14 protein-coding genes are annotated in these 22,089 nt (G+C 72.6%); 10 read left to right on the forward strand and 4 right to left on the reverse strand.

What is annotated here, in order from left to right; genetic code table 11:
- The 8 genes from V5O46_RS27175 to V5O46_RS27210 form a co-directional block, all read left to right on the forward strand.
- Positions 1 to 3,601 (forward strand): type I polyketide synthase (locus V5O46_RS27175; RefSeq protein WP_332887354.1); only part of this gene is annotated, 3,601 nt, incomplete at its 5' end.
- Positions 3,598 to 4,374 (forward strand): thioesterase II family protein, encoded by a 777-nt coding sequence (locus tag V5O46_RS27180; protein WP_123190095.1) that lies wholly within the window; start codon positions 3,598 to 3,600, stop codon positions 4,372 to 4,374. The genes V5O46_RS27175 and V5O46_RS27180, both read left to right, overlap by 4 nt.
- Before the next feature lie 192 nt (positions 4,375 to 4,566).
- Positions 4,567 to 5,397, forward strand: a complete 831-nt coding sequence (locus V5O46_RS27185) for a hypothetical protein (RefSeq protein WP_332887355.1) — start codon at positions 4,567 to 4,569, stop codon at positions 5,395 to 5,397.
- Between the two features lie 116 nt (positions 5,398 to 5,513).
- Positions 5,514 to 8,678, forward strand: coding sequence for a non-ribosomal peptide synthetase (locus tag V5O46_RS27190; RefSeq protein ID WP_332887356.1), 3,165 nt, complete (start codon positions 5,514 to 5,516; stop codon positions 8,676 to 8,678).
- A 23-nt stretch (positions 8,679 to 8,701) separates the two neighbouring features.
- Positions 8,702 to 9,532 carry a glycoside hydrolase family 16 protein gene (locus V5O46_RS27195; RefSeq protein ID WP_332887357.1) on the forward strand — a complete coding sequence of 277 codons (831 nt, stop codon included), beginning with the start codon at positions 8,702 to 8,704 and terminating at the stop codon, positions 9,530 to 9,532.
- A complete protein-coding gene (locus V5O46_RS27200) occupies positions 9,529 to 11,067 on the forward strand; it encodes a prenyltransferase/squalene oxidase repeat-containing protein (RefSeq protein ID WP_332887358.1) in 1,539 nt (512 codons plus the stop codon). The genes V5O46_RS27195 and V5O46_RS27200 overlap by 4 nt, the downstream gene beginning before the upstream one ends.
- A gap of 491 nt (positions 11,068 to 11,558) precedes the next feature.
- Complete coding sequence (locus tag V5O46_RS27205; RefSeq protein WP_408649068.1) at positions 11,559 to 13,652, forward strand: HelD family protein; 2,094 nt, start codon at positions 11,559 to 11,561, stop codon at positions 13,650 to 13,652.
- A gap of 265 nt (positions 13,653 to 13,917) precedes the next feature.
- Positions 13,918 to 16,731, forward strand: a complete 2,814-nt coding sequence (locus V5O46_RS27210; RefSeq protein ID WP_332887359.1) for a helix-turn-helix transcriptional regulator — start codon at positions 13,918 to 13,920, stop codon at positions 16,729 to 16,731.
- Here V5O46_RS27210 and V5O46_RS27215 read toward each other — a convergent pair.
- Both V5O46_RS27215 and V5O46_RS27220 read right to left on the reverse strand, forming a co-directional pair.
- Positions 16,685 to 17,920 (reverse strand): cytochrome P450 family protein, encoded by a 1,236-nt coding sequence (locus V5O46_RS27215; RefSeq protein ID WP_108908226.1) that lies wholly within the window; start codon positions 17,918 to 17,920, stop codon positions 16,685 to 16,687. The two genes, V5O46_RS27210 and V5O46_RS27215, sit on opposite strands and share 47 nt — an antisense overlap.
- 312 nt (positions 17,921 to 18,232) lie before the next feature.
- The gene (locus tag V5O46_RS27220; protein WP_332887360.1) at positions 18,233 to 19,729 is read right to left on the reverse strand and encodes an MFS transporter; all 1,497 of its coding nucleotides are present in this window, start codon (positions 19,727 to 19,729) and stop codon (positions 18,233 to 18,235) included.
- Between the two features lie 149 nt (positions 19,730 to 19,878).
- Here V5O46_RS27220 and V5O46_RS27225 point away from each other — a divergent pair, with 149 nt between their 5' ends.
- Entirely contained in the window at positions 19,879 to 20,523 is a 645-nt protein-coding gene (locus V5O46_RS27225; RefSeq protein ID WP_123190087.1) for a TetR family transcriptional regulator, read from the forward strand.
- A 26-nt stretch (positions 20,524 to 20,549) separates the two neighbouring features.
- On the opposite strand, the gene V5O46_RS27230 is transcribed toward V5O46_RS27225, so the two are convergent.
- Both V5O46_RS27230 and V5O46_RS32015 read right to left on the reverse strand, forming a co-directional pair.
- A complete protein-coding gene (locus V5O46_RS27230; protein WP_167455458.1) occupies positions 20,550 to 20,726 on the reverse strand; it encodes a hypothetical protein in 177 nt (58 codons plus the stop codon).
- The gene (locus V5O46_RS32015; protein ID WP_386458614.1) at positions 20,642 to 21,010 is read right to left on the reverse strand and encodes an FMN-binding negative transcriptional regulator; all 369 of its coding nucleotides are present in this window, start codon (positions 21,008 to 21,010) and stop codon (positions 20,642 to 20,644) included. The genes V5O46_RS27230 and V5O46_RS32015 overlap by 85 nt, the downstream gene beginning before the upstream one ends.
- Before the next feature lie 142 nt (positions 21,011 to 21,152).
- Here V5O46_RS32015 and V5O46_RS27240 point away from each other — a divergent pair.
- A protein-coding gene (locus tag V5O46_RS27240; protein WP_123190085.1) for an IS5 family transposase occupies positions 21,153 to 21,982 on the forward strand; the annotation gives its coding sequence in 2 pieces (ribosomal slippage) (positions 21,153 to 21,470 and positions 21,473 to 21,982; 828 coding nt in all).
- Positions 21,983 to 22,089 lie beyond the last annotated feature (107 nt).

Below are 22,089 nucleotides of genomic sequence, written 5' to 3' on the forward strand. Positions count from 1 at the left end.
TTCCCTCGGCGCGGAGGAGCCCGTGCCGGCGTTGCTGCGCGGGCTGGTCCGCCGCCAGGTGCGCCGCGCCGCCGCCCGGGAGGGAGCCGAACCGCAGGGCCGTTCCCTGGCCGCCCGGCTGATCGAGTTGGAACCTGCCGAGCGGATGGCGTTCGTGCTCGGCCTGGTGCGGGAGCACACCGCAGGGATCCTGGGGTATGCCGGCGCCGGGGGCGTCGAGGCGGAACTCAGCTTCAGGGACCTGGGGTTCGACTCGCTGACGGGCATCGAGCTGCGCAACCGGCTGGCCTCGGCCACGGGGCTGCGGCTGCCCGCCACGCTGGTGTTCGACCACCCGAGCCCGGTCGAACTGGCCCGGTATCTGCTCACCGAGGCCCTCGGTGACGAGCCCGGCACCGCGGCCGGCCCGGCTCGGCGCAGCGACCAGGACCCGGACGAGGACGCGGTGGCCGTCGTGGCCATGGCCTGCCGTTATCCGGGCGGGGTGCGCACTCCGGAGGACCTGTGGCGGCTGGTGCGCTCCGGTGGCGACGCGGTCTCCGGGTTCCCGGCCGACCGCGGCTGGGACACGGAGGCGTTGTACCACCCGAACCCCGACCACCCCGGCACGACGTACGCGGTGGAAGGCGGATTCGTGTACGACGCCGCCGAGTTCGACGCGGGGTTCTTCGGGATCTCGCCCCGCGAGGCGCTCGCCATGGACCCGCAGCAGCGCCTGCTCCTTGAGACCTCCTGGGAGGCCGTGGAGCGGGCCGGCATCGACCCGCGGACCCTGCGGGGCAGCCGTACGGGCGTCTTCGCCGGCGTCATGTACCACGACTACGGCACGCAGGTCACCGAGGTGCCGGAGGGGCTGGAGGCGTTCCTCGGCAACGGCAGTTCCGGCAGCATCGCCTCCGGCCGGGTGGCGTACCACCTGGGTCTGGAAGGCCCGGCCATCACGGTCGACACGGCCTGTTCCTCCTCGCTGGTGGCCCTTCATCTGGCCGCGCAGTCGCTGCGCAACGGCGAGTGCTCGCTGGCGCTCGCGGGCGGCGTGACCGTGATGACCACGCCCGGTACGTTCATCGGGTTCAGCCGGCAGCGGGGGCTGGCCCGCGACGGGCGGTGCAAGGCGTTCGCGGACTCCGCGGACGGCACGGGCTGGGGCGAGGGCGCGGGTGTCGTGCTGCTGGAGCGGCTGTCGGACGCGCGCCGCAACGGCCACCCGGTGCTGGCGGTGGTGCGGGGCAGCGCGGTGAACCAGGACGGCGCGAGCAACGGTCTCACCGCCCCCAACGGTCCCGCGCAGCAGCGGGTGATCCGCCAGGCGCTGTCCAGTGCGGGGCTGACCGGAGCGGACGTCGACGCGGTCGAGGCCCACGGCACCGGCACCAGCCTCGGCGACCCCATCGAGGCCCAGGCGCTGCTGGCGACGTACGGGCAGGAGCACACCGACGAACAGCCGCTGTGGCTGGGCTCGTTGAAGTCCAACGTCGGTCACACCCAGGCCGCCGCCGGTGTCGGCGGCGTCATCAAGATGGTCATGGCCATGCGCCACGGCCTCCTCCCCCGGACTCTCCACGTCGACACCCCCTCCACCCACGTCGACTGGGACTGCGGAGCCGTCTCGCTGCTGTCGGAGACCACCGAGTGGCCGGAGACCGGCCGTGCCCGGCGGGCGGCCGTGTCGTCGTTCGGGATCAGCGGGACCAACGCCCATGTCGTCCTGGAGCAGGCCGCGCCGGACGAGACCGGGACCGAGGAGGGCGAGCCGGGCGAGGTCGTCGCTCTGCCGTGGGTGCTGTCCGGCAGAAGTCCGCAGGCCCTTCGCGCCCAGGCCGCCCGGCTGCGGGACTTCGTACAGGAGCGGCCGGAGCTGACTGCCGCGCAGGTCGGGCTGTCGCTGGCCACGACCCGGTCCGCCTTCGCGTACCGGGGTGCGGTGCTCGGCGACGACCCGGCGGAGCGGCTCGCGGCGCTTGAGGCGCTGGCCCAGGGCGAGGGTTCGCCGTCCGTGGTGACGGGTGCCGCCGCGGGCGGTCACAAGGTCGCCTTCCTGTTCTCGGGGCAGGGCACCCAGCGACCCGGGATGTGCCGGGAGCTGTACGCCTCGTCCGAGGTGTTCGCGGCGGCGTTCGACGAGGTCTGCGCGCAGTTCGGACCGCTGCTGGAACGGCCCCTGGCCAAGGTGGTGTTCGCGGAGACCGGCTCCCCGGAGGCGGAGCTGCTGGACCGCACCGAGTACGCACAGCCCGCCCTGTTCGCCGTCGAGGTGGCGCTGTTCCGGCTGCTTGAGGCGTGGGGGCTGCGACCCGAGCTGCTGGCGGGGCACTCGATCGGTGAGCTGGCGGCGGCCCATGTCGCCGGGGTCTTCGACCTGCCCGACGCGGCGCGGCTCGTGGCGGCCCGTGGCCGGCTGATGCAGTCGCTGCCCGCGAACGGGGCCATGGCCTCGCTGCAGGCGGCCGAGGGTGAGGTGCTGCCGCTGCTGTCCGGGCGGACGCACGAGGTGGAGGTGGCCGCGGTCAACGGGCCGTCGGCCGTGGTCGTGTCGGGCCGTGAGGGCGCGGTCGAGGAGATCGCCGCGCACTTCAAGGGTCTGGGCCGCAGGACCCGGCGGCTGCGGGTCAGTCACGCCTTCCACTCGCCGCTGCTTAATCCGGTGCTCGACGAGTTCGCGGCGGTCGCGCGCGAGGTGTCGTACCGGGCGCCGCGTATCCCGGTCGTCTCCGACGTCACCGGGGAGACGGCGTCGGACGGGCTGCTCCAGGATCCCGGCTACTGGGTGCGGCACGCGCGGGAGGCGGTGCGTTTCGCCGATCAGCTGACGCATCTGGAGAAGGAGGGCGTCACCGCGTACGTCGAGGTCGGCCCGGACGCGGTGCTGGCCGCGATGGCCCGGGAGTGCCTCGGCGGTCAGGCGCTGGTGGTGCCCGTCCAGCGGCGCGACCGCGCCGACGCCCGGGCGCTGGCCACGGCCGTCGCCGAACTGCACGTCCACGGTGTGTCCCCGGACTGGGCGGCGGTGTTCGCCCCGACCGGCGCCCGTACGGTGGAGCTGCCGACGTACGCCTTCCAGCGCACGGCGTACTGGCTGCCGTCGGGGCCGCAGCAGGCGCCGGCCGGCGGCAGCGACCTGGAGCGGCGGTTCTGGCGCGCTGTCGACAGCCGGGACGTCGGTGCTCTGGCCGCGCTGCTCGACGTCGACTCCGCCCGTGAGGCCGACTCCCTGAACACGGTGCTGTCGCTGCTGTCGGCGTGGGACCACAGCCGCGCCCCCGCCGCCACGCAGGCGCCGGAGGACACCCAGCCGTCCGGGGAAGACGGGGACCTGGCGCGGGCCCTGGCCGAGGCGTCCGAGGACGAGCGGCCGGCGCTGCTGCTGGAGGCGGTGCGGTCGGCCGCGTCCGCGGTGCTCGGGCACGCCGACCCGCACGCTCTGCCGACCGAACAGGACTTCCTGGACGCCGGGTTCGCCTCACTGACGGCCGTCGAGCTGAGCGCCCGGCTCACCAAGGTCACGGGCCTCGACCTGCCGCCCACGCTGATCTACGACCACCCCACGCCGGCGGAGCTCGCCGCGCACCTGCACGAGGAAACGAAGAGGACCGCGTCATGACCCCCACACGTACCGCACCCGTCGAGAGCCCCTGGATCCGCCGCTACCAGCCGGCGCCCGCCGACGGTGTCACCCTGGTGTGCTTCCCGCACGCCGGCGGCTCGGCCACGTCCTTCCACGCGCTGTCCCGGGCGCTCGCCGGGCGGCTGGACGTGGTGGCCGTGCAGTATCCTGGCCGTCAGGACCGGCACCGGGAGCCCGCCTTCGAGGATCTGGACGAACTGGCCGACGCCGCGTTCGACGCGGTCGTCGAGGCCGTCGGCACCGACCGCCCGCTCGCCCTGTTCGGGCACAGCATGGGCGCGTCCGTCGCCTTCGAGGTGGCCGCGCGGCTGGAGCAGCGGGCGGGCGTGACGCCCGTGTCCCTGTTCGTGTCGGGGCGCCGGGCCCCCTCCCGGCATCGCAGCGAGGACCTGCACCGCAAGGGCGACGACGCGCTGCTGCGGGAGATCCGCGCCCTGGACGGCACCGCGCAGGCGGCGCTGGACGACGAGGACATCGTCCGGATGTTCCTGCCGTCCCTGCGGGCCGACTACAAGGCGATCGAGCGCTACCGCAGCGCGCCGGGCGCGGCCGTCGGCTGCCCCGTCGTCGCGCTGACCGGCGACAACGACCCGAAGACCACCGTGGAGGAGGCCCGGGCCTGGCAGGAGCACACCACCGGACCGTTCGACCTGCGGGTCTTCGGCGGCGGTCACTTCTACGTCTCGGAGCAGACCGACGCGGTCGCCGAGGTGCTGGCCACGCGGCTGGGGGTCGCAGGGGTCGGCTAGGGGTTATCCGAGCCAGGAGGCGAAGTTAGCGTGACCGCGCATTCTCCGTATTCCACGGACGCGAATTCACCGTCCTCGAACACGAATCCACCGTCCTCGGACGTGCATTCACCGTTCTCCACGAACGCGAGTCCACCGTTTTCCACCGAACCGAACGCAGTGTTTTCCACAGACCATGGGGGATCCCGAACCATGACCGATCCGCAGACGTGGCGGGTTCTCGGCAACGCGGACGCGCAGGAGCTCGTGCTCGCCGTGGACTTCGACGCCACCGGCCGGGCCGAGGGCCGCTTCACCGATCTGGCCTCGGGTCTGGGTGACCTGCTGCCCTGCTCGATCTGGGAGACGATTCCCCAGGAGGCCGGGACCGGTGCCGGCGATGCCGATCCCGTCGAGCGGTGGCTGGAGGAGGTGGCGGCCGACGGCCGCCCGGTCCGCGCGGTGTTCGGCTTCTGTGTCGGCGGCGTCTACGCGGGCGCGATCGCGCAGCGCCTCGCCGCCCGGCAGGAACAGGCGCCCGCGCTGGTGCTGTTCGACCCCGAGCAGTCCGGCCCGCTGACCCTGTACTCGCAGTTCCACAAGGTCCTCGACTCCATGTCCGCCCTGCTGAGTGCCGAGGAGACCGCGCAGGCGGCGGACGAGGCGCGGCGGGCGCACGAGCAGCACACGACGATGGCCGCGCTGGGCGCCGAACTCCTCGACGTGTACCGGCGTACCGCCAAGCCCGCCTTCGACCGGCTGGAGCTGGACGACAGGCGGACGGAGGAGATCACCGCGGTCTTCGCGTCGTTCGTCGGCTATCTGATCGCGGCCGCGGACATCGACCCGCTGCCCGCGTGGCGGGAGGCCGTCGTCGTCACGTCCTCGTCGCCCACGAGCGGTCTGAACGGCTCCCGGGCGGCCGGCCAGGACATCGCCGTGGGCCGGGAACTGCGCGTCGACGTCCCGCACGTCGACCTGCTGCGCGACCCGGGTGTCACCCGCACGGTGACCGAGCTGCTGGGCGCGGACAGTCCCGCCTGAGAAGTCACGTACGCGCAAGTCCCGTACGCACAAGTCTCGTACGCGCGATTCCCGTACTCGCGTATCCCGTACGTACGCCCCACCGCGAATTCCCGCGACCCCACGGAACGGTTGGAATGCCAGAAGCAACGGAAGTCCGGTCCCGCCCGGCCGACAGCAAGGAGCACGCCCTCTGGCTCCTGGACGAGCTCGTGCCCGTCAAGGGGGTCAACAACCTCTCCGTCGCCCTTCAGGCCGACGGGCCGCTGCTCGGCCCGGCGCTCCAGGGCACGGTCGATCTGCTGCTGCGCCGGCACGAGGCGCTGCGCACGGTGTTCCGGCAGGAGCAGGCGGGCCTCGTCAAGGAGGTACTCGACCCCGCCGCCCTGCGGATCGAGGTCGAGCAGCTGGCGGCGGAGCCGGGTGAAGTGGCCGCTGTCGTCGGTGAGTTCATCGCGCGTCCCTTCGACATCGACGGGCGGCCGCTGGTGCGGGCCGCGCGGGTGAGGTGCGCGGACGGCGACGCGTTCTGTCTCGCCGTCCACCACCTGGTCTTCGACACGGTCTCCGGCGCGGTCCTGCTGGAGGAGTTCACCGCCGGGTACAGGGCGCTCGCGGCCGGTGCCGCGCCACCCGCGGAGCTGCTGGCCGCGCAGCCGCCGTACCGGGAGCCCTCTCCCCGCGCGGCTGCCGTGGAGTACTGGCGCGGGCAGCTGGCCGGGGCCGACGCCGCGGGCCTCGCCCTGTGGTGTGGCAGCGAGGATCTTCCCGAGCCGACCCTCACCGGTGACCAGATCACGGCCGACCTGTCCCCGCGGGCGACCGAGGTGCTGCGCCGGCTGCAGAAGGAGCTGCGCGCGCCGGAGGCGGTGGTGCTGCTGGCCGCGTATGGCCTGCTGCTGGCCCGGCACGGCGCGGGTCCCGACCTGGTGGTGGGCACCCCGGTCAACGTCCGGGCGCGCGAGGCGTCCAGGGCCGTCGGCTATCACGTCAACACCCTGCCGCTGCGCATACCCGTCGACCTCGGCGGCGGCTTCCGTGACCTGGTGCGGACCGCCCGCGTCGCGTTCCTCGGGGCGGTCGCCCACGCCGATGTGCCGGTCGACGTCCTGCTGCCGGAACTGCGCAGGGACGGCGGCGCCTCCTGGCGCAACACCGTCTTCCGCCATCTGTTCAACTACGTTCCGGACGACGGCCGTACGAGCTTCCCCCTCGGCGACACCACGGCCCGCAGGCTCCCGGTGGAGAACGGCTTCAGCAAGTTCGACCTGGAGTTCTTCTTCCTGTCCTCGGCGGACAAGGTGACCGTCCGGGCCGCGTACTACACGCAGGTGCTGGACCGGGCCGACGTACAGGGGCTGCTCGAACGCTTCGAGGCGCTGCTGCTCGCGGCCGCGGAGGGGCCGGACCGGCCGATGGGCGAACTGCCGCTGTCCGGGCCTTCCGACCTCGCGGTGCTGGCCGCGAGCAACGACACCGCGCGCCCGGTGGATCCGCCCAGCGTGCTCGCGGCGGTGCGGGAGCGGGTGGCGCTGACGCCGTCCGCGCCGGCCGTCGTGGGCGACGGTCGCAGCACGACGTACGCCGAGCTGTGGCGGGCCGCCGAGGACACCAGGGACGTCCTGGCGGACGCCGGGGTGAGGGCCGGTGACATCGTCGCGCTGGCCGCGCCCCGGGGTCCCGAACTCGCGGCCGCGGCCCTCGGGGTGTGGCTGGCCGGAGCGGTGTATCTGCCCGTCGATCCGGAGCACCCCGTGCAGCGCCTGGCGTACGTCCTGGAGGACTCCGGCGCGCAGGCCGTGCTCACGGCGCCGGGCGTGGAGCTGCCCGAGGGGGTCCGGGCGCGTGTGCTTGCGCTGGAACCGCTCGCGCCGGACGGCTCCGGCCCGCTGCCGGACCCCGGTGCGGGCGGCCCGGATCCGGACTCCTGCGCCTACCTGATCTACACGTCCGGATCGACGGGGAAGCCGAAGGGCACCCTGGTCGGCCACCGCAGCCTCGCCAACGTGGTCCAGCACTTCGCCGAGGAGCTGAAGGTCACGGCGGACGACGCCGTGCTGTGGCTGACGACCTTCGCCTTCGACATCTCCGCCCTGGAGCTGTTCCTGCCGCTGGTGTGCGGCGGACGGCTGGTCGTGGCCTCCGACGAGGCCCGCACCGACGGCCGCGCCCTGCTCGCCGAGGTCGTCGCGCACGACGTCGGCGTCGTGCAGGCCACCCCGACGACCTGGCGGGTCGTCGCCGACGCGGCGGACGGGCAGCTCGCCGGCCGGCGCCTGGTCTGCGGCGGGGAGCCGCTGCCACCGGCGCTGGCCCGCACGCTGGCCGCCTCGGGCGGCTCACTGCTCAATGTGTACGGCCCCTCCGAGACGACCATCTGGTCCACCTCGGGGCCGGTGCCGGACGAGGTGGTCCGCGTGGACGTGGGCCGTCCGATCGCCAACACCCAGGTGTTCGTCGTCGACCCGGACGGCCGGGAGCTGCCGGTCGGTGTGCAGGGCGAGCTGTGCATCGCCCGGTCGGGCGTCGCGCTGGGCTACCACAACCGCCCCGAACTGACGGCGGACCGCTTCCGCGACCATCCCGCGTACGGGCGCCACTACCGCACCGGCGACCTGGCCCGGCTGCGGCCCGACGGCAGCGTCGAGCTGCTGGGCCGCACCGACCGCCAGATCAAGCTGCGCGGCCACCGGATCGAACTGGGCGAGGTGGAGGCGGTGCTGCTCGACCGTCCGGACGTACGGGACGTCGCCGTCGTCGTGGTGGGGCGCGGCGGGCCGGACGCCGCCCTGGTCGCGTTCGTGAAACCGGCACACGGCGCGGAAGAAGGGGAGGGAGGGGACGGTGCGGCCGAGGTGGACACCGCCGGGCTGACGGCCCATGCCCGGTCCCTGCTGCCCTCCGCCGCCGTACCCCAGGAGATCGTCGTGCTGGAGTCGCTGCCGACCACCGCCAACGAGAAGCGGGACCATCTCGCGCTGACCCGCCTCGCCGAGCAGCGCCGCTCCGAGCGCAGTGCGGCCGCGGAATCGGCGCAGGCCGCGCCCGAGGCGCAGTCGGGGACGGCCGGGCGGCTGCTCGCCCTGTGGCAGAGCACGCTCGGCCGGACCGACCTCGGCCCGCACGCCAACTTCTTCGACAGCGGCGGGCATTCGCTGCTCGGCGCGCAGCTCGTGCAGCGCATCGAGAAGACGCTGGGTGTGCCTGTGCGCCTGGCCGACCTGTTCGCCCATCCCACCCCGCTCGCCATGGCCGAGCATCTCGATCCGGACGCCGCCGCACCGTCGGCCCCGGGCAACTGAGGAAGACGGAGCCCGAGAAAGACATGGAGACCGTGAACCAGAAGCACGCCACCGCCCCGGCCGCCGCGACCGCGCCGCCATCGTGGAAGGTCCTGTGGCAGGACACGTTCGAGGGCCCGGCCGGGTCCCCGCCCCACCCCGCCCTGTGGCAGGTCGTCACCGGGCAGCCGTTCGGCGCCGGCATCGAGTTCCACACGGACGACCCCGCGAACGTCGGCCTCGACGGCGCCGGGCACCTGCGGATCACCGCCACGCACGAGGACGGGGAGTACCGGGCGGCGTGGCTGGAGACCCGGCGCGAGGACTTCGTGCCGCGGCCCGGCGGCGCGCTGCGCCTGGACGCCCGGGTGAAGACCGCAGCGGGTCCGGGCCTGGACTGCGCGCTGTGGGCCTGGGGCACGCAGTTGCGGCACCGGGGCGACGAGGACCCGGTGCAGGCGTGGTACCGGGCCGGGGAGATCGACGTCCTGGAGGCGCTCGGCTCCGAGCCGGACTCGGTGTGGGGTGCCGTCCACTCCCCCGAGTGCCACCAGATCCCGTCCCTGGGCATGGGCGCCCGTACGACCGCGGAGGACGGCAGCCCGCTCAGCGCGGACTTCCACACCTACTCGGCGGTCTGGCGGCGCGGCCCCGACTCGATCACCTGGTACCTGGACGGCCGCGAGTACCTGAAGCTGACCCCGCAGGACACCACTCCGAAGGGCTGGCTGTTCGACCAGCCGGTGTACTTCTGTCTGGCGATCATTATCGGCAGCCCCGGCGGCCCGGTCCTGCCGGGCGACCCCGACCCGGCGACGCTGCCGTCGTCGCTGCTCGTCGACAGCATCACCGTCTCCGAAGAGCTCCCCGCGTGAGCGCGCCCACGGACGTGGACTTCGACAGGCTCGTCGCCGAGCTGGTCGAGCGGGTGCTGGACGACCCGACCGGCGCGCTGGGTCCCTCGGTGTACGAGACGGCCCGGCTGGTGTCGCTGGCCCCGTGGCTGGACGGGGACGCCGCCCGGGTCCGGTATCTCCTCGACGAGCAGCGGTCCGACGGCAGTTGGGGCGGCCCCGGCGGGTACGCCCTCGTGCCGACGCTGAGCGCGACGGAGGCGCTGCTGGCCGTGCTGGGCCGGGAGGGCGGCGAGTTGCCGCTGCCGCCCGCGGCGCTCGTCGAGGCCGCGCGGCGGGGGCTCGCGGCGGCGGCCGCGCTGGTGGCGTGCAGCGCCGAGGAGCCGGTGCCGTCGACGGTCGTGTTCTTCATGGTCATCCCCGCTCTGGTGGAGGGGATCAACGCCCGGCTCGCCGTCCTCGGGGGCGGACCGGTGCAGCCGCTGGCGCTGCCGCACGGGCTGACCGACGAGGCGCTGCGTGGGCTGCGCGGGGGTGCCTGGCGCAACCCGCTCGCCGGTCACTACCTGGAGATCGTGGGCCCGGCGGCCGTCGGCGCCGCCGAGATGGAGCCGGTCGACGGGGTCGTCGGCTGTTCCGCTGCCGCGACCGCCGCCTGGCTCGGCCCGCGGGAGCCGGCCGACCCCGCGCACCCCTCGGTGCGCTTCCTGCGGCAGGCCCAGGAGCGGGGATCCGCCGCGGTCGCCGCGATGACCTCGATCGTGTACTACGAGCGGGCGTGGATCGCCGGAAACCTGGCGACGGCGGGGGTGGAGCGCGAGGTGCTCGCTCCGCTGCTGAAGGAGCTGCCGGGTGACGTCGGCCGGTCCGGGGCGCCGACCGCGCCGGGGTTCGCGTACGAGGCGGAGACCAGCGCGATCGTCCTGACGGCCCTGGCCCGCCTGGGGGCGCCGCAGGAGCCGGAGTACCTGTGGCAGTACGACGCGGGCAGCCACTTCATGTCCACCATCCCGGAGCACGAGCCGTCCACGACCACCAACGCGCACATCCTGGAGGCGCTGGGCTGCCACCTGGCCGACGGTCCTGCTGAGGGGGACCGGTACCGGGACGCCGTCGCCCGGATCGCGTCGTGGCTGCGCGACCGCCAGGGGCCGGACGGCAGCTGGTCCGACAAGTGGCACGCCTCGCCCTACTTCGCGACGATGCGCTGCGCCCTGGCCCTGCACCGGTACGCCGGCCCGGCGTCGGCCGAAGCCCTCGGCAGGTCCGTCGACTGGCTCCTGCACCGGCAGCACGAGGACGGCTCCTGGGGCCGCTGGGACGGCACACCGGAGGAGACCGCCTACGCGATACGCACCCTGCTGGAACTCACCGCCGACGGCGACGCCCGCTCCGAGGAGGCGACCCAGGCCGTGCACCGAGGCTGCGCCTTCCTCCTGAAGCAGGGCCTGGACGCCGAACACCACCCCCCACTGTGGATCGGCAAGGAGCTGTACGCCCCCGGCCATCTGGTCCACGCGGCGGTGCTGGGCGCACTGATCGCGGCCAGGCGGTAACGGGCCACCGAAGCGCTGTCGGCGGCCGGCGGTCACCAGCCGCCGGCTGCGCCGGCATCGCTGGTCCCACCCGGCGGTGCCCGGCCTCTCGAAGCACTAGGCACGCCCGGCGGCTACCGGCCGCCAGAAACGCGTGGCCCCGGGCCGCGACACCGGCGCCGCGAAGCGTTGGTTGCGGCCGACGGCAAACAGCCCCCGGAGCACTGGGCACGCCCGGCGACAACCGGCCGCTCGGAACGTGACCGCGACCCGGCGGCAGCAGACCCACGGCATCTCCGGCCGCAGCCCGGTCCACACCGGCCGCGCGGAGCGCTGGTCGCGCCCAGCCGTACGCACCCGCTCCGAGCACTGCGCGTAGGCCGTCTTTATCCGGCCAGCAATAACACAACTCAGCCAGTCTATTAACCGGGTTCAGTTATGCTGGGACCCGGAATTCGCCGTTCGGCCTCGTCGGGCGGCGCGCAAGGCCGTCGCTTCGGAAAGGTCGATCGATGACGTCACACGTCCAGGACACGTACGGCACCCAGGAGGCCGTCGGACTCGACGACGAGCTGGCCCTGGAGCGTGCGTACGTCGCGGTGTGCCGCGAGGCGATGACCCGGCAGGTGGACGATGCCCAGTACCAGGTCGTCGCGGGCGAGGACGTGTCAGGTGACGGCGCGAGTGCCGAGGCGCTCGGCCGCTACCTGCGCACCCGCGCACGGCAGATGGCGGAGGAGCCCGACAGCCCGCTGTTCTTCGGCCGGCTCGACTTCGAGGACTCCGAGGAGGCGGGGGACCACCGGCGGCAGCGGTACTACATCGGCCGCAGGCGGGTCTCGGAACACCCGGCCGCACCGCCCCTGGTGATCGACTGGCGTGCGCCGGTCTCCCGCACCTACTACCAGGCGAGCGCCCTGGAGCCGCGCGGCGTCGCGGTGCGGCGGCGCTTCGGGTGGGCGCCGTGGAGCCACGGCGCTCCCGAGGACCTCACCGGATTTGAGGACGAGCACCTCGACCACGCCCGCGGCGACGACGGCGGCGACGCGGCGAGCGCGATCGTCGCCGCCGAGATCGAGCGGCCCCGCCTCGGCCCGATGCGCGACATCGTCGCCACCATCCAGCCGGAACAGGACAACCTGGTCCGCAGCGAGCTGAACGAGTCGGTCTGTGTGCAGGGCGCCCCGGGCAGCGGCAAGACCGCCGTCGGCCTGCACCGCGCCGCATATCTCCTCTACACGTTCCCCGAGCGGTTGCAGCGCAGCGGTCTGCTGATCATCGGCCCGAACCGCACCTTCCTGCGCTACATCTCCGAGGTGCTGCCGTCGCTGGGCGAGATCGACATCGCACAGCTGACGGTGGAGGACGTCGTCGCACGGCACCCAGTGCGGCGGGCGGACTCCGAGGACGTCAGCGTCCTGAAGCACAGCGACCGTATGGCCACCGTCCTTGAGCGCGCGCTGTACGCCCGGGTGAGGCACCCGGAGGAGTCCATCGCGGTCACCGACGGCTCGTACCGCTGGCGGGTGGACTCGTACGACCTGGCACGGGTCATCGACGAGGTGCGGGGCATGGGGGTGCCGTACGGGATCGGCCGCGAGCATGTGCGTTCGCGGGTGGTCACGCTGATCCAGCAGCAGGCCGAGCGGCGGGCCGGCCCGAAAAGCGTGACCTGGGCGCGCAAGATCGGCCGTTCGAAGCCGGTCGCCGCGCTGCTGGAGGCGGCGTGGCCGGTCGCGCGGCCGGAGGAGGTCGTGGCCACGCTGCTGAGCGATCCGGCGGTGATGGAGGCTGCGGCGGACGGGGTGTTCGACGCCGCCGAGCAGCGGGCCCTGCTGTGGGCGAAGCCTCCGCGGTCGGAGAAGAGCGCCACCTGGTCGGTCGAGGACATGCTGCTGCTCGACGAGGTCGCGGGGCTCATCGAACGCCCCGAGGGCTACGGCCATGTCGTCGTGGACGAGGCCCAGGACCTGTCGCCGATGCAGTGCCGGGCGATCGCCCGGCGCAGCGCGTTCGGCTCCATCACGGTGCTGGGCGACCTGGCCCAGGCGACGGCGCCGTGGTCGGCGCGGACCTGGCAGGAGCAGCTGACGCACCTGGGCAAGGCGCAGGCCACGGTCGTCCCGCTGACCACCGGCTTCCGTGTGCCCGCCGCGGTGATGGAGCTGGCCAACCGGCTGGTGGGCGCCCTGGGCGTGGACGTGCCGCCGGCCCGCTCCCTGCGCCACGACGGCGAGTTGACGGTCAGCGCCGTCGACGACCTGGCGTCCGCCACCGTGTCCGCCGTCCGCGCGGCCCTCGGCCGCGAGGGGTCGGTCGCCGTCATCGCCGCCGACGACGCGGTCGCCGCCACCTCGGCGGCGCTGCGCCGGGCGGGCATCGAGACGGCGACGGCCGAGGAGGTCGGCACGGCCGCCCGGGTGACCGTGCTGCCCGCGACGGTCGTCAAGGGCCTGGAGTACGACCATGTCGTCGTGGTGGAGCCGGCCGCGATCGTCGAGTCCGAGCCGCGCGGACTGCACCGGCTGTACGTCGTGGTGACGCGTGCGGTGTCCCGTCTCGACGTCCTGCACGCCCGGCCGCTGCCGGAGCCGCTCGCCGCCTGAGGCGCGCACCGTCCGAGAACGGTCGAGACCTGTCCGAGAGGTGCGGCCCGGGGACTCCCCCGGGCCGCATTTTCTTTACGCCTCTTTGAAGAACCCGAAGGCGGAAAATTGCCCTGCCTTTCGAAGTTGGCCGAATTGCCGTTGCCGACGGTCGCACTTGCGCCAAATCCCTGTGGCGATGATCACTGAAGGCCCCGCAGACTGTCTGAAGTTGCAGGATGGCTGAAGACATACCGAAGCCTCGGCACCATAGGAGCACCTGCGGATGTCCATCGTCGGACGGGACATACAACTCACCCAATTGCATGACCTGCTGACCGCACGCGACCGCGGAGCGGGTCCGATCGCCCTGGTCAGTGGCCCTGTGGGGATCGGTAAGACCGCCCTCCTCCACGAATTCACCCAGAGCGCGGCGAAATCCGGTTCCCTCGTCCTGAGAGCAGCCTGTTCCCCGCGAGAGCGCGCCAACTCCTGGGGCGTGGTCCATCAACTCCTGTGGCGTACAGGGCGATTCAAAGGAGCTTCACAGCGTACGAGTGACACGCTCGCAGCCGTCGGCCGCAGCCTTGCGGCGGTCACCCGGGCGCCGGAAGGTGAACGCGACAAGGCCATGGACGAATTCTGCGCGGCCGTCATGGAATTGGCCGACGACCATCCCCTCGTCCTCGCCGTCGACGACATCCACGAGGCCGACCCCGAGTCGCTGGGCTGCCTCGGGCACCTCGCCCGCCGTATGGTCGCCTCCCGGGTCCTGGCGGTGTTCACCGACCGGCCGCAGGCCCTGCCCCCGTACGCCGCCGCCCGGGCCGAGTTCGCCCGGCAGCCCGGGTTCCATCAGCTGCGGGTCGGCCCGCTGACCGTCGGCGACATCCGGCTGCTGCTCACCGAGCGGCTGGGCGTGCCCGTCGACGAGGCTGGCGCCGCGGAGTTCCACGCGGCGAGCGGGGGCAGCCCGCTGCTGACGCGGGCGCTGGTCGAGGACACCTGCAACGCCCTGCAGGGCACGTACACGAGCGCGGCCGCGTTACGGCCGGTCGCCGGGGAGATGTTCGACTCCGCGGTGGTCGACTGCGTCCACCGGGTCAGCGCGCCCGCGGCCGATCTCGCCCGGCACCTGGCGGTGCTGGGGCCGGACGCGCTGTCGGTGCTGCTCGACCGCGACAGCACGAACCCGCCCACCCGGCACCTTCAGGAGCTGACCCAGGCCGGCCTGCTGGCGGGACCGGACTTCCGTCACCCGAGGATGCACACCGTGCTGGGAGGTGAGGTCTCCGCCGAGGAGCGGGCGCGGCTTCACGGGCGGGCCGCCGTACTGCTGCACGACAACGGCGCGCATCCGGCCACGGTGGCCGAACACATCGTGGCGGCGGGAGGTATCGCGGAATCCTGGGCTCCCCCACTGCTCCGGGAAGCCGCGATCGAGGCGCTCGCGCAGGACGAGTTCCCCAAGGCGATGCGGCTGTTCGATCTGGCCCACGCCATCTGCCCGGACGGGCCTCTGCGGGCGTCCATCCTGTTCCAGCACACCCTGTCCGCCTGGCAGGTCGACCCGGCCAAGGCCATGCGCCGGCTCCCGGAGCTGAAGGAGGCCCTCCAAGCCGGGCACCTCACGGCCCTGTCCGGCGCGATGTCCCTGATCAAGAATCTGGTCTGGCACGGCTACGTCGACGAGGCGGCGGAGATGCTGCAGCTGGTCGACCGGCAACTGGCCGACGAGCCGGACGAGCAGGGCCTTGCCGAGGCCCGCGCGCTGCAGCAGTGGCTGTCCGTGCTGTGCCCGCCGTTCCACCGGCGCATGTTCGGTGAGGTGACCCCCGACATCACCGAGGAGTTCACTCCTGCGGCCATCGCAGCGCAGCCGCGCCTTCAAGCAGCCGCCGCTCTGTCCGTCGTACTACGGGGCGGTGAGGCGGAGGAGGCAGTGGTCGGCGCCGCCCACGTATTGGAGATGTCCAGTCTGACGCCGACCCTGGAAACCATCCCGCTGGCGCTGATGACCCTGTTCTATGCCGAGCGCACGGAACAGGTCGACGCGTGGTGCACCACGCTGCTGGACGCGGGCCGCGAGCGGAACATCGCACTGCTGTCCTCCCTACGGGCTGCGAACCTCATCCGGCAGGGCCGGCTGCTGGAGGCGGAGACCCACAGCGACCTGGCCCTGTCGCGGATGTCGTCGCAGGGCTGGGGGCTGAGCATCGCCCTACCGCTGGCGAGTTCGGTGTACGCGCTGACCGCCATGGGCCGGTATGACGAGGCGCGGGCCCGGCTCTGCCGCCCGGTGCCCAAGGCGGTCTTCCAGACCGTTTTCGGCCAGCACTACCTGTACTCCCGAGGCCAGTTCCATCTGGCTACCGGACGTCTTCAGGCCGCCCTCGGAGATCTCCTGGCATGCGGCAAGGCCCTGGAGAGCTGGGGAGTGGGCGACACCACGCTTATCCCGTGGCGCACCGGGGTGGCTGAAGCCCGGCTGCGCCTGGGCGAGCCGGACCAGGCCGTCACTTACCTGCAGGAGGAACTGGCCCGGCACAAGAGCAGTCCCCGGGTGCACGGCAACGCCCTGCGCCTGCTGGCCTCGACGATGAAGCCCCGGCAGCGGCTGCAGGCGCTGCAGGAGGCCGTGGACGAACTCCAGGCCTCCGGCAGCGACTGGCTGCTGGCGCACGCCCTGGGTGATCTGGGCCGTGTCTACCATCTGCTCGGGCAGTCCAACCGGGCCCGGGTGATCGTCCGGCGTGCCTACCGGATGGCGAAGAAGTGCCATGCCGAGCCGCTCAGCCAGAACCTGCTGCCGGACGCGGAGCGGGCGGCCGAGGGACGGCGCTGCGCTGCCGGGCATGAGGTCTCGGAGCAGGTGCATGACGTGTTGTCCGAGGCCGAGCTGCGGGTGGCCGCCCTCGCGGCGGAGGGCCACACCAACCGGGAGATCGCCCGTCGGCTGTTCATCACGGTCAGCACGGTCGAGCAGCACATGACACGTGTCCTGCGCAAGCTCAACCTGTCCCGCCGTGACGAACTGCCGCAGGGCCTGGACACTATGGGCGGTTCAGCCGCACCGGCAGTGAGTGCAGCCCGCGGATGAGGGTGCTGGTGCGCCACCGCATGTCCTCGGGATCGACCGCGAGCCGCATGGCGGGGAAGGTGTCGAGCAGCACGCCGAACGCCACCTGCGCCTCCATCCTGGCCAGCGGCGCCCCGAGGCAGTAGTGGATGCCGTGCCCGAAGGCGACATGGCCGCCGGTGGGCCTGCGGACGTCCAGTGTGTGCGGATCCCCGAAGCGCTCGGGGTCCCGGTTGGCGGAGGCCAGTGCCAGCAGTACGAAGTCGCCAGCCGGGATCGCGGTGTCACCGATGCGCAGGTCCTCGGTGGCGCAGCGGAAGGTGGCGTGTTTCAGCGGGCTCTCCAACCGCAGGAACTCCTCGACCGCGCCGGGCAGGAGGGAGCGGTCCTGGCGCAGCGCCTCCCACTGGTCCAGGTTCCGCATCAGGTGCAGCGTGCCGTTGCCGAGGGTGTTGACGGTGGTCTCGTGGCCCCCGATGAACAGCAGGAAGGCCATCGAAACCAGTTCGGTCTCGGTGAGCCGGTCGTCGACGTCACGGGCCGAGACCAGCGCGGCGAGCACATCGTCGGTGGGCGTACGGCGCTTGCGCTCGATGAGGTCGCCGAGGTACTCGATCATCGCGGTCGACGCGGCGGCGGTCGCCGCAGGCGAGTCGCCGGAGACGAGCGCCTTGGACCAGGACTTGAAGTTCTCCTGCTCCTCCAGCGGCACGCCCAGCAGCAGGCAGATCACCCGGATCGGCAGCGGGAACGCGAACGCGTCCAGCAGGTCCACCGGGTCCTCGTCCGGCAGGGCGGCGAGCAGTTCGCCGGTGATCTGCTCGATCTCCGGCCGGAGCTTTTCGATGGCGCGGCTGGTGAACGCCTTGTTCACCAGCTTGCGCAGCCGGGTGTGGTCCGGCGGGTCGGAGTGCAGCATGTGGGTGGCGAGGGCGGAGGAGAAGGCGCCACGCTTGTTGCGGTCCGGCTCGTTCTGCGCGAACAGCCGATCCGTCCGGTTGAGGTCGGTGCTCAGCCGGGGGTCCGCCAGCGCCGACCGCACCTCCTCGTAGCCGGTGATCAGCCAGACCGGTAGTCCGCCGCACACGGGGACCCCGGGAGGCATCATCACCCGGTGCGCCGAGCCTTCGGCGTTGAGCCGTGCGTACACGGAGTGCGGGTCCTGCATGAACGCGTCGTCGAGTTCCAGAGGGACTGAATCCTGAAGCATGGGCACATCCTCGAAAGTGAGGGCTCCGGGCCGTTCGCGGGTGGCGCTGAGCCTATGTACGCCTCTGGTGGCCGGGCCTGATCTGCGGCGAGATGAGGGGGTGTAGGGGCCTGATAGGGGCCGCCCGCCGGGTCCGTTCAGTGGGTTCCGGCGGGCGGCCGGAGCAGCCTCCGGGCCGGGGGAGGTCACCCGGCGACTGCTGGTCGGGCGCAGCCACCAGGCCGGGGGAAATCACCCGGCAGCTGCTGGTCGGGGCGCAGCCACCAGGCCGGGGGAGGTCGCCCGGCGGCTGCTGGTCCGGTGGGGGCGCGGTCAGTTGCTGGGCGCCAGGTCGCCTTCCGTGGCCCGCGCCTGCTCCGGGGGAGCCTGGGCGGGCTTGCGCAGGTCGATGGTGATCAGCAGGCCGGCGAGTACGGCGGCGAGGGCGGTGATGCCCGCGGCCCACAGGCTCGCGACGGCGTAGCCGTGGACGGTCGCCTCGGTCACGGCCCGTTCAGCGCGGCCGCCGCCCGCGATCCGGTCGGCGGTCACGCTGGTGGCGATGGCGTTGAGCAGGGCCGTGCCGATGGAGCCGCCCAGCTGCTGAGAGGTGGAGACGAAGGCCGACACCACGCCCACCTCCTGCGGCGGCACGCGGTAGGTGGCGGCGCTGATGCACGGCGAGATCACCAGTCCGACACCGATGCCGAGCAGGATCTGGGTGGGCATCAGCGTCGAGGCGTAGGAGCTGTCGGGGGTGAGCCGGCCGAGGTTGAGCAGGCCCAGCATGGCGATGAGCAGGCCCGGCACGACCAGCAGGCGCAGCGGGACGCGGGGCACCAGCCGGGCGGCGATCTGGGTGGAGGTGAGCACCGTCGCCACGGTCGCCGGCAGGATCGCCAGGCCCGTGCGCAGCGGCGAGAAGTCCATCACCACCTGCAACTGGTAGGTGAGGATCAGGAACAGGCCGAACAGGCTGACCATGGCCAGGGCGATGGTCAGGCTCGCTCCCGCCCGGTTGCGGTCGGCGACCAGCCGCAGCGGGAGCAGCGGAGCCGGCCCCCTGGCCTGGGTGAGGCCGAACGCGGCGAGCAGGACCACGGCGGCCGCGAGGCAGCCGAGGACGCGGGGCGAGGTCCAGCTGTGGGTCGCCGCCTGGTCGAAGGCGTAGACGAGGGCGAGCATGCCGCACGCGGAGAGCACCGCGCCGGGGACGTCCACGCGCTGGCGGTTGGCGGGCATCGCCGGCAGCAGCAGCAAGGCCCCGGCCACCACGGCCGCGCCGATCGGCACGTTGACGTAGAAGCACCAGCGCCAGTCGAGGTACTCGGTGATCACGCCGCCGCCCAGCAGGCCGATGGCGCCGCCGGCGCTGGCGACCGAGCTGAAGACACCGAACGCCTTGGCGCGTTCGCGCGGTTCGGTGAACGTGGTGGCGAGCATGGCCAGGGTCGAGGGCACGAGCAGCGCGGCGAACACGCCCTGCGCCGCGCGGGCGCCGACGAGCACCTCGGCGTTCGGCGCGGCGCCGCCCGCCACCGAGGCGACGGCGAAGCCGACGGCGCCGGCCACGAAGGCGCGCCTGCGGCCCACGAGATCGCCGACCCGTCCGCCGAGCAGCAGCAGGGCACCGAAGGCGAGGGTGTAGGCGGTGACCACCCACTGCCGGCTCGCGTCCGACATCCCGGTGTCCTGCTGGGCCCACGGGAGGGCGATGTTCACGATGGTCATGTCCAGCATGACCATCAGCTGAGCCAGGGCGATCACCCCCAGCCCCCACCACCGGTAGCGCACCGACCTCTCGGTGGAGGCCGCTGTTGCCTGTGCCATGTCCTGATGTCCTTCCCTCACCGCGGGCGGCGCTCAGTCCGGCCCGTCCGTCTTCCGCTGGCGGACACTAGAACAGATTTCTTAACCAAGTCAATTCACAGACTCGGTCACCTGATTGCCCGGGTAAGGGGATGTGCTAGGATGGCCTGGTGAATGCGCCGATGGGCTTGCGGGAGCGCAAGAAACAGCGAACGCGAGAGACGATCTCCGACACGGCGATCACGCTCTTCCTTGAGCACGGGTTCGACCAGGTCTCGGTCGTCGACATCGCGGCCGTCGCCGAGGTCTCCAAACCCACGCTGTTCAAGTACTTCCCCACCAAGGAAGACCTGGTCGTCCACCGCTTCGCCGACCACCAGACGGTGAGCAGCACCGTCGTCGCGGAGCGGCCGCCCGGGGTGTCCGCGATCGACGCCCTGCACCAGCACTTCCTGGACGGGCTGGCGGCCCGGGACCCCATCACGGGGCTCAACGACGACGAGGACGTCCTCGCCTTCCACCACCTCGTGTACTCCACGCCGAGCCTGGTGGCACGCGTCAGCCAGTACCTGGCCCAGGCCGAGGAGGCGCTCGCCCAGGCCCTGGTCGACGCGCTGGACTCCGACCGCGAGATCACGGCCGCCCTGCTGGCCGGCCAGGTCATCGCCACCGAGCGCATCCTGGCGTCGGTGAACTGGCAGCGCATCGTCGCCGGCCGGTCCGCTGACGAGGTCTACCCCGAGGCGGTGGCCGACGCCGACCACGCCTACGCCCTGCTGCGCCAGGGCCTGGCGGGGGCAGCCGCCCAGAAGTGAAACCGCCGATGACGACGGACGCCGGATCAGCCGGCCGCGTCCGCCGGGTGATCCGGGCCATGGCCGGGCTCCTGCCTGGGCAGGTTGTTGTGCCGCTCGATGTAGTCGGCCAGCCGGTTCATGCTGTCCGTGCCGCGCTCCCGGAAGGCCCGTGCCTGGGAGGCCATGTCGGCCGGGGACTTGTTCTGGCCAAGCTTGTACACGCCGTCGATGTGCCCGATCGGGATCTCGAACCCTGGATGAGCCGCAGGTACTCGTCGAACAGCGCGCTCGCCCGGCGCGGCAGCGACCAGGGCTGCTTCGGTGCGAGCCGGCTCTCCTGGTCCTCGATCAGGTCGTCCAGCTGGCGCATGGTGCGCACCTCGTCCAGCAGCCGCGGCCGACCCGTGACGTGCACGGCCGCGTACGCCCAGGTCGGGAAGTGCGGCTGGGAGGCGTAGTGGTCGGGCGAGATGTAGGCGCTGGGGCCCAGGAACGCCACCACCACCTCGACGTGCAGGCCAGCGCCTCACAGATCGGGTTGCCCCGCGAGAGATGCCCGCGCAGCTTGCCGTAGGGCTAGCGCGTGTCTCTTTGATGGGTTGGTCAGTTGATCGGATGTGTCTGTCCGATTAGTGATCAGTGATGCGATGTGGGACCGGATCGAGCCGCTGATGCCGGCCGATCCGGTCCGCGGACGGCGGTGGGACGACCACCGCCGCACGCTCGAGGCCATCGCGTGGAAGTACCGCACCAACTCGCCCTGGCGGGACCTGCCCGACGAGCTCGGCTCATTTCAGACCGCTCACAAGCGGCTGATCAGATGGGCCGTCGACGGCACCTGGGAGATGATCCTCGCCGCCGTCCTGGCGGCGGCGGACGCCGACGACGACATCGACTGGACGGTGTCGGTGGACTCCACGGTCGTCCGGGCCCACCAGCACGCCGCCGGAGCACTCAAAAGGGGGCGGCTCACTGCGGCGAGCCCGCCGATCACGCGCTCGGACGCTCCCGCAGCGGGCTGAGCACCAAGGTCCACCTGGCCGCGGACGGCCGCGCACGGCCCCTCGCCTTCACCGTCACCGCAGGCCAGGCAGGTGACGCGCCCGCCTTCGAGACGGTGATGTCCCGCATCCGCGTGCCCCGCACCGGCCCGGGCAGGCCCCGGACCCGGCCCCTGGCCGTTCTCGCCGACCGCGCGTATTCCTCCCGTGCCATCCGCGCCCACCTGCGGCGCCGGGGCATCCGTGCGGTCATCCCGCAACCGTCCGACCAAGTCGGCCACCGCCTGCGGCGAGGCCGACTCGGTGGCCGTCCGCCCGGCTTCGGCAACGAGGCATACAAGCAGCGGAACAGCGTCGAGCGGTGCATCAACCGTCTCAAGCAGTGGCGCGGCCTGGCCACACGAACCGACAAGCTCGCGATCGCCTACCAGGCCGCACTCCACCTCGCGGGCATCCTCATCTGGACCCGACGCTGACCAAAGAGACAGAACCTAGTCGATCCGGCCATTCCCGCTCCTGCGCTCACACGATCCGGTCGCGCTGGAAGGGGCGCGCTCCCCTCGTACGGACGGATGAGCGGATG

It is taken from the genome of Streptomyces poriticola (assembly GCF_036689765.1).
Classification (GTDB): Bacteria; Actinomycetota; Actinomycetes; order Streptomycetales; family Streptomycetaceae; genus Streptomyces; species Streptomyces poriticola.

What these genes read in the sequence shown, in the direction of transcription:
- V5O46_RS27205 (WP_408649068.1), top strand. Translation starts at nt 11,559, where the DNA reads ATGACGTCACACGTCCAGGACACGTACGGCACCCAGGAGGCCGTCGGA.
- V5O46_RS27220 (WP_332887360.1), bottom strand. Translation starts at nt 19,729, where the DNA reads ATGGCACAGGCAACAGCGGCCTCCACCGAGAGGTCGGTGCGCTACCGG.
- V5O46_RS27210 (WP_332887359.1), top strand. Translation starts at nt 13,918, where the DNA reads ATGTCCATCGTCGGACGGGACATACAACTCACCCAATTGCATGACCTG.
- V5O46_RS27185 (WP_332887355.1), top strand. Translation starts at nt 4,567, where the DNA reads ATGACCGATCCGCAGACGTGGCGGGTTCTCGGCAACGCGGACGCGCAG.
- V5O46_RS27180 (WP_123190095.1), top strand. Translation starts at nt 3,598, where the DNA reads ATGACCCCCACACGTACCGCACCCGTCGAGAGCCCCTGGATCCGCCGC.
- V5O46_RS27215 (WP_108908226.1), bottom strand. Translation starts at nt 17,920, where the DNA reads ATGCTTCAGGATTCAGTCCCTCTGGAACTCGACGACGCGTTCATGCAG.
- V5O46_RS27190 (WP_332887356.1), top strand. Translation starts at nt 5,514, where the DNA reads ATGCCAGAAGCAACGGAAGTCCGGTCCCGCCCGGCCGACAGCAAGGAG.
- V5O46_RS27195 (WP_332887357.1), top strand. Translation starts at nt 8,702, where the DNA reads ATGGAGACCGTGAACCAGAAGCACGCCACCGCCCCGGCCGCCGCGACC.